Source organism: Streptomyces coeruleorubidus, assembly GCF_028885415.1.
GTDB classification, from domain to species: Bacteria; Actinomycetota; Actinomycetes; order Streptomycetales; family Streptomycetaceae; genus Streptomyces; species Streptomyces coeruleorubidus_A.
This window is the reverse complement of sequence record NZ_CP118527.1, coordinates 7,331,815-7,346,439: the sequence shown is the minus strand read 5'-3', so window position 1 is coordinate 7,346,439 and position 14,625 is coordinate 7,331,815. Positions and strand designations below refer to the sequence as shown.

Annotated in this window: 10 protein-coding genes and 1 riboswitch; of the genes, 2 read left to right on the top strand and 8 right to left on the bottom strand. The window is 71.8% G+C overall.

The window, feature by feature from the left end; genetic code table 11:
- Window positions 1-49 precede the first annotated feature (49 nt).
- Genes PV963_RS34105 through PV963_RS34095 form a run of 3 tightly spaced genes read right to left on the bottom strand, consistent with a single transcriptional unit; the run spans window position 50 to window position 4,764 of the window.
- Window positions 50-1,246, bottom strand: coding sequence for an alkaline phosphatase family protein (locus tag PV963_RS34105; RefSeq protein ID WP_274820314.1), 1,197 nt, complete (start codon window positions 1,244-1,246; stop codon window positions 50-52).
- The gene (locus tag PV963_RS34100) at window positions 1,246-1,842 is read right to left on the bottom strand and encodes a DUF5998 family protein (RefSeq protein ID WP_274820313.1); all 597 of its coding nucleotides are present in this window, start codon (window positions 1,840-1,842) and stop codon (window positions 1,246-1,248) included. The genes PV963_RS34105 and PV963_RS34100 overlap by 1 nt, the downstream gene beginning before the upstream one ends.
- 42 nt (window positions 1,843-1,884) lie before the next feature.
- On the bottom strand, window positions 1,885-4,764 hold the full coding sequence (locus PV963_RS34095) for a bifunctional GNAT family N-acetyltransferase/acetate--CoA ligase family protein (protein ID WP_274820312.1): 2,880 nt from the start codon (window positions 4,762-4,764) through the stop codon (window positions 1,885-1,887).
- A 178-nt stretch (window positions 4,765-4,942) separates the two neighbouring features.
- On the opposite strand from PV963_RS34095, the gene PV963_RS34090 reads away from it, so the two are divergent.
- Window positions 4,943-5,224, top strand: a complete 282-nt coding sequence (locus PV963_RS34090; RefSeq protein WP_003993478.1) for an HPr family phosphocarrier protein — start codon at window positions 4,943-4,945, stop codon at window positions 5,222-5,224.
- Between the two features lie 173 nt (window positions 5,225-5,397).
- Here PV963_RS34090 and PV963_RS34085 read toward each other — a convergent pair whose 3' ends face one another.
- The 4 genes from PV963_RS34085 to PV963_RS34070 form a co-directional block, all read right to left on the bottom strand.
- Window positions 5,398-6,093: a GntR family transcriptional regulator gene (locus PV963_RS34085; protein WP_274820311.1), complete on the bottom strand. Its 696-nt coding sequence runs from the start codon at window positions 6,091-6,093 to the stop codon at window positions 5,398-5,400.
- A 187-nt stretch (window positions 6,094-6,280) separates the two neighbouring features.
- A complete protein-coding gene (locus PV963_RS34080; protein WP_274820310.1) occupies window positions 6,281-7,066 on the bottom strand; it encodes a M23 family metallopeptidase in 786 nt (261 codons plus the stop codon).
- A 13-nt stretch (window positions 7,067-7,079) separates the two neighbouring features.
- A riboswitch (cyclic di-AMP (ydaO/yuaA leader) is annotated at window positions 7,080-7,244 on the bottom strand.
- Between the two features lie 192 nt (window positions 7,245-7,436).
- Entirely contained in the window at window positions 7,437-8,825 is a 1,389-nt protein-coding gene (locus tag PV963_RS34075; RefSeq protein ID WP_274820309.1) for a M16 family metallopeptidase, read from the bottom strand.
- Window positions 8,822-10,216 (bottom strand): M16 family metallopeptidase, encoded by a 1,395-nt coding sequence (locus PV963_RS34070; protein WP_274822199.1) that lies wholly within the window; start codon window positions 10,214-10,216, stop codon window positions 8,822-8,824. Before PV963_RS34070 ends, PV963_RS34075 begins: the two co-directional genes overlap by 4 nt.
- Before the next feature lie 501 nt (window positions 10,217-10,717).
- On the opposite strand from PV963_RS34070, the gene PV963_RS34065 reads away from it, so the two are divergent.
- Window positions 10,718-13,174: a DNA gyrase/topoisomerase IV subunit A gene (locus tag PV963_RS34065; RefSeq protein WP_274820308.1), complete on the top strand. Its 2,457-nt coding sequence runs from the start codon at window positions 10,718-10,720 to the stop codon at window positions 13,172-13,174.
- Between the two features lie 18 nt (window positions 13,175-13,192).
- Here PV963_RS34065 and PV963_RS34060 read toward each other — a convergent pair whose 3' ends face one another.
- Complete coding sequence (locus PV963_RS34060; protein WP_274820307.1) at window positions 13,193-14,251, bottom strand: CobW family GTP-binding protein; 1,059 nt, start codon at window positions 14,249-14,251, stop codon at window positions 13,193-13,195.
- Window positions 14,252-14,625: the final 374 nt, after the last annotated feature.

Genomic DNA, 14,625 nt, shown 5'->3' with positions numbered 1-14,625 from the left:
TGAGCACCTTTCGGCGGGAGGGGTCAGGCGGAGGAATCGGGGTGGGGCTTCAGGAGCGTACTTCGAGCAGCGGGACCAGCTGCTCGGCGGGGGTCATCGAACCGTGGTTGCCGACCATCGCCGACTCCTTCGGCTCCCGCTCGGAGGCGATGAGCAGGACGTCGTCGCGCGCGGCGGCGACCACGTCTCCGATCCGGCCGTACACCCGTTCGTCGATCTTCGGGCCGAACCAGCCCGCCGCGATGGCCTCGTCGCGGGAGGCCACCCAGAACTGCTCGCCGAGCACCTCTCGCCAGCAGGTCAGGACGTCGTTCGCGGCGCCGGGCACCGCGTAGACGTGCCGGGCGCGGCCCTCGCCGCCGAGCAGGGCGACTCCGGCGCTCAGCTCCCAGTCCTCGTCGAAGTCGATGCGGTGTTCCTCGTCGAACGGCACGTCGATCATGCCGTGGTCGGCGGTGATGTAGAGGGCGCTGCGCGGCGGCAGTTGCTCGGCCAGGCGTTGGACCAGGCGGTCGGCGTACATGAGCTGGCCGCGCCAGGTGTCGGAGTCGACGCCGAAGCGGTGGCCGGCGCCGTCGACCTCGGCGAAGTACGTGTAGACCAGGGAGCGGTCGCCCGCGGCCAGTTGCTCGGCCGCCAGGTCCATACGGTCCTCGCCGGTCAGCCGCCCGAGGAACCTTCCACCGCTGAGCGCGACCTTGGTCAGCGGGGTGTTCTCGAAGGTCGGGGACGACACCTGCGCGGCGTGCACGCCCGCCTGGTGGGCCAGCTGGAAGACCGTCGGGTACGGCTGCCAGGGGCCGGGCGGGGTCCACGGCTGCCAGCGCAGCTGGTTCATCAGCTCGCCGGTGTCCGGGTTGCGCACGGTGTAGCCGGGCAGGCCGTGCGCGCCGGGCGGCAGGCCGGTGCCGACGGAGGCCAGGGAGGTGGCCGTGGTCGCCGGGTAGCCGGCGGTGAGGGGACGTCCGGTGCCGCCGCGCGAGGTGGCGAGCAGGGACGTCATGAAGGGGGCGTCCTCTGGGTGCGCCTTGAGCTGCTCCCAGCCGAGGCCGTCGATCAGGAACACGCAGTTCCGGTCGGCGGGGGTCAGCTCGGAGATCGCGGCGGTCATGCCCGGCACGCCCAGACCGGCGGCCAGTGTGGGCAGCAGGTCGGCGAGGGAGCCGCTGCCGTACTCGGGGGACGGTGCTGAGGCGACGGTGAGCGGTTCGGGGTGGTGGTCCCAGGCCGTCTTGGGGTGTGCCATCAGTGAGCGGTGTCCGCGGTCGCCTCGGAGAGAGCCTGCGCGAAGGCGAGCGCCTGACGCACGGTCTCCGGTCCGTCCCCGGCCTCGCTGACGCGCAGGCTGAGGTCGTCCGCCGTCGAGTTGCCGGTGTAGCCGTGGTCCGCCTCGCAGTTGGGGTCGCCGCAGGCGGCCGGCTCCAGGTCGATGCGGGAGACGGCGCCCCAGCCGATGGTGAGGACGACCTCACGGGGCAGGGTGCCCGGCTTGTACGACTCCGGGTTGGCCACCACGCGGCTGACCACGATCGACGAGATGCGGCTCAGCTTCACGGACTCCGTCGACGTCGTGGCGTACGGCGTCGGGGAGGTGCCGTCGGCGGCCTGTTCGTCGGTGTGGCTGACGATGAAGCGGTGGTCGGTGAGGACGAGCACCGTCACGTGCCGCCGCACCTCGTTCTGGTCGAACGTCGTCTCCTGATGGACCAGGTACGACCGGATGGGCTCGCCGCCCACGGCGGCCTCCACCGCCTCGGCCACGAGGGCCGGGTAGTAGCCGCTGCGCTCGATCGCCGCCCGCAGCCCCTGGGTCGTCGTACTGGTCTTGGCCATGACGCCCATCCTACGGGGGACGACTGACTGCGAGGCACCGCTCGCCCCCTGTCAGTACGCGGGGAGGGTCCGCGGGCCGAGGTCGTCGCGGGCGGGCGGCGGCGCGAGGCGGACGGAGGCGCCCAGGACGCTCAGGCCGTGCGAGGCGACGACGACCGGCTCCAGGGTGACCGCGACGACCTCGGGGTGGTCGTCGACCAGCCGGGACACCCGCAACAGCAACTCCTCCAGGGCGCGGGTGTCGGCCGGTGCGGAGCCGCGCCAGCCGAACAGCAGGGGGGCGGTGCGGATCGAGCGCACCAGCGAGGTCGCCTCTTTGTCGGTGACCGGGATCAGCCGGTGGGCCGTGTCCCCGAGCAACTGCGAGGCGGCCCCGGCGAGCCCGAAGGAGAGCACGGCTCCGGCCGCGGGGTCGATGACGGCCCGTACGACGACGTCCACGCCGCGCGGCGCCATCCGCTGCACGACGGGGCGCAGCTCCTCGGGCGCTCCGAACAGCTCGGTCAACTCGGTGTACGACCGCCGCAGTTGGTCCTCGTCCGCGAGGTCGAGGCGTACGCCGCCCAGGTCGGCGCGGTGCCGCAGGTGCGGGGCGGTGGCCTTGAGGGCGACGGGGTAGCCGAGGGTGCGGGCGGCCTCGGCGGCGGCGTCGGGGGTCGGGGCGGGCAGGGCGCGGTGGACGTGGATGCCGTAGTGGCCGAGCAGGTCGCAGGTCTCCTCCGTGCCGAGCGTGAGTCCCTGCCCGCGCGCGAGGAGCCCGTCGATCAGCGCGGCGGCGCCCTTCTGGTCGATGTCCTCGTACTCGGGCACCTTGCCGGGGTCGGCGGCGTCACGCCTCCACTGCGCGTAGGTGACGGCCTGCGCCAGGGCACGGACGGCGCGTTCGGCGGCGGGGTAGGCGGGGATGAGGTGAGAGTCCTCAGGGGGTTCTCCGGGAGGCGTCGGGCGGGGGGTGACCTGAGGGCTGTCGGGGCGGGTTTGCGGCCCGTTGTCCGCGTCGGCCTGCGGTGCCGTGCTCGCCGCCGCCGAGAGGGCCTCTGCCAGGCCGCCCAGCTCCACGTGCACCACCAGGACCGGCTTGGCCGGGGCTGCGGCCGCAGCGGAGCGCAGCGCGTCGGCGAGGGCCGCGTCCGCGATCGAGCCCTCCCCCACCGCCGGTATGGCGGTGACGATCACCGCGTCGCACCGGTCGTCGGCCAGCGCCCGCGACAGGGCTGTGTGGAAGTCCGCGGCGGAGGCCGCCGTGGTCAGGTCTTGCGGGGGGTGCGGTCGCAGCCCCTCGGCGAGACACGCGTCGTACGTGAGCAGGCCGAGCGACTCGGAGTTGCCGAGGATCGCCACCCGGGGCCCGGCCGGCAGCGGCTGGCGGGCGAGGAGCAGCCCGGCGTCCACCAGCTCGGTGATGGTGTCGACCCGGATGACGCCGGCCTGCCTCAGCAGCGCCGAGACGGTCGCGTGCGGCAGTCGGGTCGCCCGTACGGCATGCCCCTGGGGAGCCGCTCCGTGCCGGGCGCCCTGGACCACGACCAGCGGCTTCGCGGCGGCGGTGCGGCGGGCGAGGCGGGTGAACTTGCGGGGGTTGCCGATGGACTCCAGGTACATGAGGACGACGTCGGTGTCGGGGTCCTCGTACCAGTACTGGAGGACGTCGTTGCCGGAGACGTCCGCCCGGTTGCCGGAGGAGACGAAGGTGGAGACGCCGGTCACGCCCGTGACGCCGCCGCCGCGCCGGTGCAGCCGGGACAGCAGGGCGATGCCGATGGCGCCGGACTGGGCGAACAGACCGATCCGGCCCGGGCGCGGGGTCTCGGGGGCGAGGGAGGCGTTGAGCCGCACCCGCGGGGAGGTGTTGATGATGCCGAAGGCGTTCGGCCCGATGATCCGCATGCCGTACGTGCGCGCCTGCCGCACGAGGGCGCGCTGGCGTTCGCGCCCCTCGGTGCCGCTCTCGGCGTATCCGGCGGAGACCACGACCAGCCCCTGCACGCCGTGTTCGCCGCACTCGGTGACGACCTCGGGGACGTGTGCGGCCGGCACGGCGACGACCGCGAGGTCTACGGGGCCGTCGATGTCCCGCACCGAGCGGTGGGCGGGCACCCCGTCGAGCTCCTTCTGTCCCTCGGGGAGTGCCTTGTTCACGGCGTGGAGGCGGCCTGTGAACCCGGCGTCGCGGATGTTGCCGAGGACGCTTCGGCCGACGCCGCCCGGCGTGCGCCCGGCGCCGATGACGGCGACCGATCCGGGCGCGAGCAGCCGCTGCACGGACCGCGCCTCGGCACGGTGCTCGCGCGCGTACTGCACGGCGAGGGACCGGTCGGTGGGTTCGAGGTCGAACTCCAGACGGACGACGCCGTCCTCGAAGCTGCGCTTCTGGGTGTACCCGGCGTCCGTGAACACCTTGATCATCTTGCTGTTGGCGGGCAGTACCTCGGCGGCGAAACGACGGATGCCGCGCTCGCGGGCGACGGCGGCGATGTGTTCGAGGAGAGCGGAGGCCACGCCACGGCCCTGGTGGGCGTCCTGCACCAGGAAAGCGACCTCGGCCCATTCAGAAGGGGCGGGCGCGGAGCGCCCTCCGGCAAGGGCGGTGGTGGGAGACGGGTGGGCAGGTGCGGACTCGGGCGTTCCGTCCGCGCCGATCCGGTCGTAGCGTACGGTGGCGATGAACTCGCCGCCCACCGTGGCCGCGAGTCCCACCCGGTCCACAAAGTCGTGGTGCGTGAAGCGGTGGACGTCCTTGGCGGACAGGCGAGGGTACGGCGCGAAGAAGCGGTAGTACTTCGACTCGTCGGAGACCTGCTCGTAGAAGCTGACCAGGCGCTCGGCGTCATCAACGGTGATGGGCCGGATGCGCGCGGTACCCCCGTCGCGCAGCACCACGTCGGCTTCCCAGTGGGCGGGATACTCGTGCCGGTCCGGCGAGGTCTGCATGGGCCCCAGAGTACGGCTAGCGTCCGACAGCGGCGCGAGGCAGTCTGTGGAGGGCGTCAGTCGGGTCGAGGCCGCGATCCGACGGCACCCCGGGGCGGGACATCAGGACCGCCCCGGCGCAGCTTCACGATATGGGAAACTGGTCTAGACAACCCTGAAAACCGAAGGGCAGCAACACATGGCTGAGCGCCGCGTCAACGTCGGCTGGGCCGAGGGCCTTCACGCCCGTCCCGCCTCCATCTTCGTCCGAGCCGCCACGGCCGCAGGCGTCCCGGTGACGATCGCCAAGGCAGACGGCAACCCCGTCAACGCGGCCTCCATGCTGGCCGTCCTCGGCCTCGGTGCCCAGGGCGGCGAGGAGATCGTCCTCGCCTCCGACGCCGAGGGCGCGGACGCCGCCCTGGACCGGCTTGCGAAGCTGGTCTCCGAGGGTCTCGAGGAACTGCCCGAGACCGTCTGAGCATTCTTTCGCACCTGATCCGGTGCACTCCGATCCGGTGCACCCTGAAGGGCTCGTCCGAATTCATCGGGCGGGCCCTTCGTCATTTCCGGTCGCGGGTCGCCGATTTCCAGTTCCAGGGCAGCAGAAATAATCCCCCGCGAATTACCTGGTCTTTGTATACGGCTCGCGTGTTAATGCCGCGGGCTCGCCGTGTTTACGGGATGTTGCGAGTTCCTCACACGCTCGGCCCGCTCCCCGGCGGAGCCGAAACGCAGCCGGTGCGCGGCCGTCGCGCGCTCGGCGTGCAGCGCCGTGACCGCCCGCGCGCGCTCGCTGTCACCGCGCGCCACCGCGTCCACGATCGCGCCGTGCTCGGTCCAGGACTCCACGGGACCGGCCGGCGCCTCGACGGTGTACATCCAGGCGATCTTGTGGCGGAGCTGGGTGAGCATCGAGGTCAGCGCGGGGCTGCCGGAGGCCTGCGCGAGCGTCTCGTGGAACCAGCCGCCCAGAGAGCGCAGGTCGTCGCTGTTGCCCCGGCGGGCCCGCTCCTGGCCGAGCCTGACCAGGCCGCGCAGGACCTTCAGATGGGCCTCGGTGCGACGCTGGGCGGCGCGGGCGGCGCCCAGCGGCTCCAGCAGCATCCGCATCTCCAGCAGGTCGGCGGCCTCCTGCTCGGTGGGTTCGGCGACGCACGCGCCCGCGTGCCGCCGGGTCACCACGAAGCCCTCGGCCTCCAGGGTGCGCAGGGCCTCCCGGACGGGGACGCGCGAGACGCCGTAGCGGCGGGCGAGGAGTTCCTCGGTCAGCCGGCTGCCGCGCTCGTAGACACCCGCGACGATGTCGTCCCGGATGGCCGTGCACACCGAGTGCGCGGGAATGCGCATGACCGACCTCCGTTTAATCCCCGTGAAACGTCGACGAGTGACGCGTGTTCCGTGACTCTATTGCAATGAGCCGGAATTTCCGACGGCGGACCGGAATCCATGGATATTTTTTGGACAGCCGGGCGTCACAAACGCCGAAAGCCCCGGCTCTGGGAGCCGGGGCCTCGGGTAACGCGGTCGTACGCCGTCAGACGTTCACGCCGTGCGAGCGGAGGTAGGCGACGGGGTCGATGTCGGAGCCGTACTCGGGGCTCGTACGGGCCTCGAAGTGCAGGTGCGCGCCGGTGACGTTGCCGGTCGCGCCGGACAGGCCGATCTGCTGGCCGGGAGTGACCTGCTGGCCCACCGAGACGCCGACGGACGACAGGTGGCCGTACTGGGTGTACGTCCCGTCGTTCATCTTGATCACGACCTGGTTGCCGTAGGAACCGCCCCAGCCGGCCTCTACGACCGTGCCCATGCCCACGGAGTGGACCGGGGTGCCGCTGGCGGCGTGGAAGTCGACGCCGGTGTGGCTGCCGGAGGACCAGACGGCGCCGCCGGCCTTGTAGCCGGTCGAGACGTACGAGCCGGAGATCGGGGACACGAAGGTGTTGAGGCGCTTGCGCTCGGCCTCGCGGGCGGCGCGCTCCTTGGCCTCACGGGCCTTCTCCGCTGCCTCCTTGGCCTCCTTGGCCGCCTCGGCGGCCCGCTTGCGGGCGGCCTCCTCGGCCTTCTTCTTGGCGGCGGCCTCCTCGGCGGCCTGCTTCTGGGCGACGGCCTGAGCGTCTATCTGCTGGGCCACGGTCTCGCCCATGGTGACGACGGGGGTGAGGCCGGTCTGCTCGACGGCGGGCTCGGTGGCGAAGGCCGGGGCGGCCACGGTGCCGATGACACCGGTGGTGGCGAGGGCCGCGACGCCCGCCGCGCGGGCGGTGCCGCGCTGCATCCGGTTGGGACGACGATGCTTCCCGGTGGCGCAGGTGAACGCCATGGAGTGGCTGGTCCTTTCCTTCCTTCTCGCCTACCGGGTTAGCTGACGGGTTCGGAGCAGGAAGGTCTCCTACGGACCCCCTCGCGGCTCGCGCGGGCGTCCGATTCACCCCAGGGACTGCGGTTGGGTCCCCGGCTCCCCTGGCTCGCGCCGTACGGGGACTCGGCGATGACTGTCCGGTGCCGCGGGTGCGGCGCACTGCCTGACGAACAGCCCGGACGAACCTAAGGGGGGCCACTTTCAATTCCCAAACGGATCCCGGTTTTTGTAGCGCATCCCACAGGGCAGACAGGCAACCTCCACATCAATTCGGGCATAAAGGAGCCCTGGTGCCTTAGAAGACAACCAGGGCTCCTGCGCACGCGTGCTCCTACTCGGCGGCGACGACCGAGACTTCGCCGATGCCCAGGGCCTCGACCGGGCCCTTGATCTGCGCCGCGTCGCCGACGAGGACGGTCACGAGCCGGTCCACCGGGAAGGCGCTGACGGCCGCCGCGGTGGCCTCCACGGTGCCGGTCGCGGCGAGCTGCCGGTACAGCGTGGCCTGGTAGTCGTCGGGCAGGTGCTGCTCGACCTGGTCGGCCAGCGTGCTCGCGACGGCCGCCGCGGTCTCGTACTTCAGCGGCGCGACGCCGACCAGGTTCTGCACGGCGACGTCCCGCTCGGCGTCGGTCAGTCCTTCGGCGGCGAGGGTGCGCAGCACCGTCCAGAGGTCCTGGAGGGCCGGGCCGGTGTTGGGGGTGTCCACGGAGCCGCTGATGGCGAGCATCGCGGCACCGGTCCCGTCCGGGGCGGACCTCAGGACCTGGCCGAAGGACCGCACCCCGTAGGTGTAGCCCTTCTCCTCGCGCAGCACGCGGTCCAAGCGGGAGGTGAGGGTGCCGCCGAGGCAGTACGTGCCGAGCACCTGCGCGGGCCACACGCGGTCGTGCCGGTCCGGGCCGATCCGGCCGATCAGCAGCTGCGACTGGACGGCGCCGGGGCGGTCCACGATGACGACCCGGCCCGTGTCGTCGGCGGTCACCGGCGGCACCGGGCGCGGCTCGGCCGCGGAGCCGGTCCAGGAGCCCAGCGTGTCGTCGAGCAGGGCGTCGAGGTCGATGCCGGTGAGATCGCCGACGACCACGACGGTGGCCGTGGCGGGCCTGACGTGCCTCTCGTAGAAGGCGCGCACGGCGCCGGAGTCGATCGCGGCGACCGTCTCCTCGGTGCCCTGGCGGGGCCGCGACATGCGCGAGCCCTTCGGGAACAGCTCCTTGGAGAGCTCCTTGGCGGCACGGCGGCCGGGGTTGGCCAGCTCGTGCGGGATCTCGTCGAGGCGGTTGCGGACCAGCCGCTCGACCTCGCTGTCGGCGAACGCGGGCGCCCGTAGAGCGTCGGCGATCAGCCCGAGCCCTTTGGCGAGCCGGGAGGCCGGCACCTCCAGGCTGAGCCGGACGCCGGGGTGGTCGGCGTGTGCGTCGAGGGTGGCGCCGGCGCGCTCCAGCTCGGCGGCGAACTCCTCGGCGGAGTGCTTGTCGGTGCCCTCGGAGAAGGCCCGGGCCATGATCGTGGCCACGCCGTCGAGGCCGCCCGGCTCGGCGTCCAGGGGCGCCTCCAGCAGCACCTCCACGGCGACGACCTGCTGGCCGGGGCGGTGGCAGCGCAACACCGTCAGGCCGTTGCCGAGCGTGCCGCGCTCGGGGGCCGGGAAGGCCCAGGGCTTCGGCTCGCCCCCGTGCGGCTGGGGGTGGAACTGCATCGTGGCGAGCTCGGTCACTTCGCCGCCTCCTCGTTCTCGTCGGTGGCTTCCACGGTCGCCGCGGATTCCGGGTCTTCGGTGCCTTCAGCGGCCTCGGCCTCGGGGTCGGCCGGGGCGGTCGGCTCGTAGACGAGCACCGCGCGGTTGTCGGGCCGCAGGCGGGCCTTGGCGACCTCCTGGACCTCCTCGGCCGTCACGTCCAGCACGCGCTGCACGGCGGTCAGGGCGAGCTGAGGGTCGCCGAACAGGACGGCGTACCGGCACAGTTCGTCGGCGCGGCCGGCGACCGTGCCGAGCCGGTCCAGCCACTCCCGCTCCAGCTGGGCCTGGGCGCGCTCCATCTCCTCGGCCGTGGGGCCCTCCTCGGCGAACCGGGCGAGCTCCTCGTCGATGGCGGACTCGATGACCGGGACCTCCACGTCACCGGACGTCTTCACGTCCAGCCACCCCAGGGAGGGCGCCCCGGCCAGCCGCAGCAGGCCGAAGCCGGCCGCCACGGCCGTACGGTCCCGCCGCACGAGGCGGTTGTACAGGCGGGAGGACTCGCCGCCGCCCAGGACGGTGAGGGCCAGGTCGGCCGCGTCGCACGCGCGCGTGCCGTCGTGCGGCAGCCGGTAGGCGGCCATCAGGGCGCGCGCCGGGACCTCCTCCTCGACGACCTCGCGCAGCTGCTCGCCGAAGACCTCCGGCAGCGTGCCGTCCTGGGGCGCGGGCTTGCCGTCGTGGCCGGGGATGGAGCCGAAGTACTTCTCGATCCAGGCCAGGGTCTGCTCCGGGTCGATGTCACCGACCACGGAGAGCACGGCGTTGTTCGGCGCGTAGTAGGTGCGGAAGAACGCGCGCGCGTCCTCCAGGGTGGCCGCGTCCAGGTCGGCCATCGAGCCGATCGGGGTGTGGTGGTAGGGGTGGCCCTCCGGGTAGGCGAGGGCGGTCAGCTTCTCGAAGGCGGTGCCGTAGGGAACGTTGTCGTAGCGCTGCCGGCGCTCGTTCTTGACGACGTCCCGCTGGTTCTCCATCGACTCGTCGTCGAGCGCGGCCAGCAGGGAGCCCATGCGGTCGGCCTCCAGCCAGAGGGCGAGCTCCAGCTGGTGGGCCGGCATGGTCTCGAAGTAGTTGGTCCGCTCGAAGCTGGTGGTGCCGTTCAGCGAGCCGCCCGCGCCCTGGACGAGCTCGAAGTGGCCGTTGCCCTTCACCTGGGCGGAACCCTGGAACATCAGGTGCTCGAAAAGGTGAGCCAGGCCGGTACGCCCCTTGACTTCGTGGCGCGAGCCGACGTCGTACCAGAGGCACACCGCCGCGACCGGGGTCAGGTGGTCCTCGGAGAGCACCACGCGCAGGCCGTTGGCCAGGCGGTGCTCGGTCGCTGTCAGGCCCCCGGAGCCTGCCTGGGCTGTGGCCGTGTGACCCATGGGCATGTACGTCCCTTCGATCGCGGCGCGGTCGTTCAAACCGCGGTTTTCCTGGCGAGTCCTGCCACTGTATGCAAGCGTGCGGGGCCCTGGTGAAGTTCCCGGGGGGCGTACGCGGAGAGCGAGAGCGGGAAGCGGCCGGGGCGGTGTGCGGTGGTGACAGCGTGCCTCGCCGGGGGCCCGGCACCGCGGCGTCCGCGCGCGGTGATCTCGGCACACCGCAGGCGGCCCGGAGCCGGGACGGCGCCAGGCGGGCGGCGAGTTCGAGCGGCGGGCGGGGGGCGGGGGGCGGCGGGCGAAAGACCTCGGACAGGCCGGTCCGCGGCAGTCCTGAGACGGGGTCCCGGCCGCCGCCGCGGTCCGGCTAGCGGCACCCGCGGCCCGCGTGCGAACCCGTGCCGGGGAGGCCGTAGACCGGGTCCTGGTCCCGGTTGTCAGTGCGGCGGTCCACAATGGTCGGCGTCAGATCTCGTTCAACGCTTCAGCAAGGAGCCGGCAGCGATGGCCCGCCGCAGCACGAAGACCCCGCCGCCCGACGACTCGTACGAGGAGAGAATCCTCGACATCGACGTCGTCGACGAGATGCAGGGCTCCTTCCTCGAGTACGCGTACTCGGTCATCTACTCCCGCGCCCTGCCCGACGCGCGCGACGGCCTCAAGCCGGTGCACCGCCGCATCGTCTACCAGATGAACGAGATGGGCCTGCGCCCCGAGCGCGGGTACGTCAAGTGCGCCCGTGTCGTCGGCGAGGTGATGGGCAAGCTGCACCCGCACGGCGACACGTCGATCTACGACGCCCTCGTGCGCATGGCCCAGCCCTTCTCGATGCGCGTCCCCCTGGTCGACGGCCACGGCAACTTCGGCTCGCTGGGCAACGACGACCCGCCGGCCGCCATGCGGTACACCGAGTGCCGGATGGCCGAGGCCACGAGCCTGATGACGGAGTCGATCGACGAGGACACCGTCGACTTCAACCCCAACTACGACGGCCAGGAGCAGGAACCGGTGGCGCTGCCGGCCGCCTTCCCGAACCTCCTGGTCAACGGCGCCTCGGGCATCGCGGTCGGTATGGCCACGAACATGCCGCCGCACAACCTGCGCGAGGTGATCGCCGCCGCCCGCCACCTGATCAGGCACCCGAACGCTGATCTCGATGCCCTGATGAAGCACGTCCCGGGCCCCGATCTGCCCACCGGCGGCCGCATCGTCGGCCTCTCCGGCATCCGGGACGCGTACGAGACGGGCCGCGGCTCGTTCAAGATGCGCGCGACGGTGTCCGTGGACAACGTGACGGCGCGCCGCAAGGGCCTCGTCGTCACGGAGCTGCCCTTCACGGTCGGCCCGGAGAAGGTGATCGCCAAGATCAAGGACCTGGTCGGTTCGAAGAAGCTCCAGGGCATCGCCGACGTCAAAGACCTCACGGACCGGGCGCACGGCCTGCGCCTGGTCATCGAGATCAAGAACGGCTTCGTGCCGGAGGCGGTCCTGGAGCAGCTGTACAAGCTGACGCCGATGGAGGAGTCCTTCGGCATCAACAACGTCGCCCTGGTCGACGGCCAGCCGCTCACGCTGGGTCTGAAGGAGCTGCTGGAGGTCTATCTCGATCACCGCTTCACCGTCGTGCGGCGGCGTTCGGAGTTCCGCCGCGGCAAGAAGCGCGACCGGCTGCATCTGGTCGAGGGCCTGCTGACGGCCCTGCTGGACATCGACGAGGTCATCCGTCTGATCCGCTCCAGCGAGAACTCCGCGCAGGCCAAGCAGCGCCTGATGGAGCAGTTCTCGCTGAGCGAGGTGCAGACGCAGTACATCCTCGACACGCCGCTGCGCCGCCTGACCAAGTTCGACCGCATCGAGCTGGAGGCGGAGAAGGACCGGCTCAACGCGGAGATCGAGGAACTGACCCGGATCCTCGACTCGGACGCGGAGCTGCGCAAGCTGGTCTCCTCCGAACTGGCCACCGTCGCCAAGAAGTTCGGCACCGACCGGCGTACGGTCCTGCTGGAGTCGGGTGGTGCCCCGGTCGCCGCCGTGCCGCTCCAGGTGGCCGACGACCCGTGCCGGGTGCTGCTGTCCTCGACGGGTCTGCTGGCCCGTACGGCGAACGGCGAGCCGTTCGCGGAGGACGCCGGCGCCAAGCGTGTGAAGCACGACGTGATCGTCTCGGCGGTGCCGGCCACCGCCCGCGGCGAGGTGGGCGCGGTCACCTCGGCGGGCCGGCTGCTGCGGCTGAACGTGATCGACCTGCCCCAGCTCCCGGAGTCGATGGCGACGCCGAACCTCGCGGGAGGCGCCCCGCTGGCGGAGTTCGTCTCCCTGGAGGACGACGAGACGGTGGTCTGCCTGACGACGCTCGACGAATCGTCGCCGGGCCTGGCGCTCGGCACGGAACAGGGCGTGGTCAAGCGCGTGGTGCCGGACTATCCGTCCAACAAGGAGGAGCTGGAGGTGATCACCCTCAAGGAGGGTGACCGGATCGTCGGCGCGGTCGAGCTGCGCACCGGCGAGGAGGATCTCGTCTTCATCACCGACGACGCCCAACTGCTGCGCTTCCAGGCGCCCCAGGTCCGACCGCAGGGCCGCCCGGCCGGCGGTGTGGCCGGCATCAAGCTCTCCGAGGGCGCGAAGGTCATCTCCTTCACGGCGGTGGACCCGGCCGTGGACGCCGTGGTCTTCACCGTCGCCGGCTCGCGGGGCACGCTGGACGACTCCGTGCAGACGACGGCCAAGATGACCCCGTTCGACCAGTACCCGCGCAAGGGCCGCGCCACCGGCGGCGTCCGCTGCCAGCGGTTCCTGAAGGGCGAGGACTGCCTGTCCTTGGCCTGGGCGGGCCCGGCCCCGGCGCTCGCGGCGCAGAAGAACGGCACCCCGGCCGACCTTCCGGAGATGGACCCGCGGCGTGACGGCTCGGGTGTGTCCCTGGCGAAGACGGTGGCGGTGGTGGCAGGGCCGGTCTAGAGCCCTCCGGCGGAGGACTCAGGCAGACTCTGCCGGGTCCTCCTCCGGATTCCGTACGTACCTCAGGACGCCCCACATGCCGTGCTCGTCGGCGTGTGGGGCGTCGCTCCTGCACGCGCCGAGTTCCTTGTCGAGGGCGGAGGCGTCGATGCCGGAGCCGATGAGCACCAGCTGAGTGAGGCGTTCGCCCCCGGCCGGCCAGGGCTCCGGGTAGAAGCGCAGGAACCGCCCGACGGCATGGACGGCGTAGCGGTTCCGGAGGTCGTACGGCCCGAAGTCGACGTAGCCCTTGATCCGGTACAGCCCTTCGGGTCGGCTGTCGAGGAACTCCATCAGCCGGCGCGGGTCGAGGGGCTCCCGCGAGACGAACGACAGGCTGTCGTAGGCGCAGTGCAGGTGCTCGGCGTGGTCGTCGGCTCCGTGCTCGTGCAGGTCGTCGAAGGACAGCTGCCCGATGCGTTCCTCACTCGGCCGGCAGTCGAAGAGGAACTCGGGGTCGATCCGGCCGTAGGTGGCCGGGACGACGGCGGCGCGGTCGACGAGGGACCGGACCAGTCCGAGGACGCGTTCGCCGTCCGCCGCCCGGTCGAGCTTGTTGACCACGACGAGATCGGCCAGCGCGAGATGCCGGTCGATCTCGGGATGCCTGGACCGGGTGGCGTCGAACTCGGCGGCGTCGACGACCTCGACCAGCCCGCCGTACACGATCCCCGGATGCTCGCTGGCGAGCACCATCCGCACGAGTTCCTGCGGTTCTGCGAGCCCGCTCGCCTCGATGACGATGACGTCGATGCCGAGGGAGGGTTCCGCGAGCCGTTCCAGGTACTGGTCCAGCTCGCTCGCGTCGACGGCACAGCACAGACACCCGTTGCCGAGCGAGACCGTCGAGTCGCCGAGCGCTCCCGCCACGGCCATCGCGTCGATCTCGATGGCCCCGAAGTCGTTGACGATGGCGCCGATGCGGCTGCCGCCGCTGCGGTGCAGGAGGTGGTTGAGGAGTGTGGTCTTTCCCGAGCCGAGGAATCCGGCCAGGACGACGACCGGGATCTGCTGCGGTTTCGGGCTCGGCAGGCTCACCGTGCGACCTCTCTCACGCCGACGCGTGCACCGGCTCGCGTTCCCGGCACACGTACGAGGATGGGATGCCGCCCCAGGATACGAGCCGTGGGAATCTCGACGAAGTGAACGATTGTTAGCAGCACTCGCGTGGCAGACGTAGGTCATCGCGCCGGTTTGTGCGACCCTCGCCTCCCTCCGTGCGCCTCCTCTCCGCCTCCCCGCCGATCAGAGCTGCTCGGCACTCTGGGAGACGGCAAGCGCCGCCCACCGCTCGCCGGTCCCCTTCAGTCGACCCGCGTACCGACGACCGGCGGACGGCCGCCTGAATCGGGGGTTGACATGGGCACACGAAATTTGAGCTTTCGGGGGCTGGGCGCAGTGGTCTCGGCAGG

What these genes read in the sequence shown, in the direction of transcription:
- PV963_RS34065 (WP_274820308.1), top strand. Translation starts at nt 10,718, where the DNA reads ATGGCCCGCCGCAGCACGAAGACCCCGCCGCCCGACGACTCGTACGAG.
- PV963_RS34100 (WP_274820313.1), bottom strand. Translation starts at nt 1,842, where the DNA reads ATGGGCGTCATGGCCAAGACCAGTACGACGACCCAGGGGCTGCGGGCG.
- PV963_RS34080 (WP_274820310.1), bottom strand. Translation starts at nt 7,066, where the DNA reads ATGGCGTTCACCTGCGCCACCGGGAAGCATCGTCGTCCCAACCGGATG.
- PV963_RS34090 (WP_003993478.1), top strand. Translation starts at nt 4,943, where the DNA reads ATGGCTGAGCGCCGCGTCAACGTCGGCTGGGCCGAGGGCCTTCACGCC.
- PV963_RS34085 (WP_274820311.1), bottom strand. Translation starts at nt 6,093, where the DNA reads ATGCGCATTCCCGCGCACTCGGTGTGCACGGCCATCCGGGACGACATC.
- PV963_RS34070 (WP_274822199.1), bottom strand. Translation starts at nt 10,216, where the DNA reads ATGGGTCACACGGCCACAGCCCAGGCAGGCTCCGGGGGCCTGACAGCG.
- PV963_RS34105 (WP_274820314.1), bottom strand. Translation starts at nt 1,246, where the DNA reads ATGGCACACCCCAAGACGGCCTGGGACCACCACCCCGAACCGCTCACC.
- PV963_RS34095 (WP_274820312.1), bottom strand. Translation starts at nt 4,764, where the DNA reads ATGCAGACCTCGCCGGACCGGCACGAGTATCCCGCCCACTGGGAAGCC.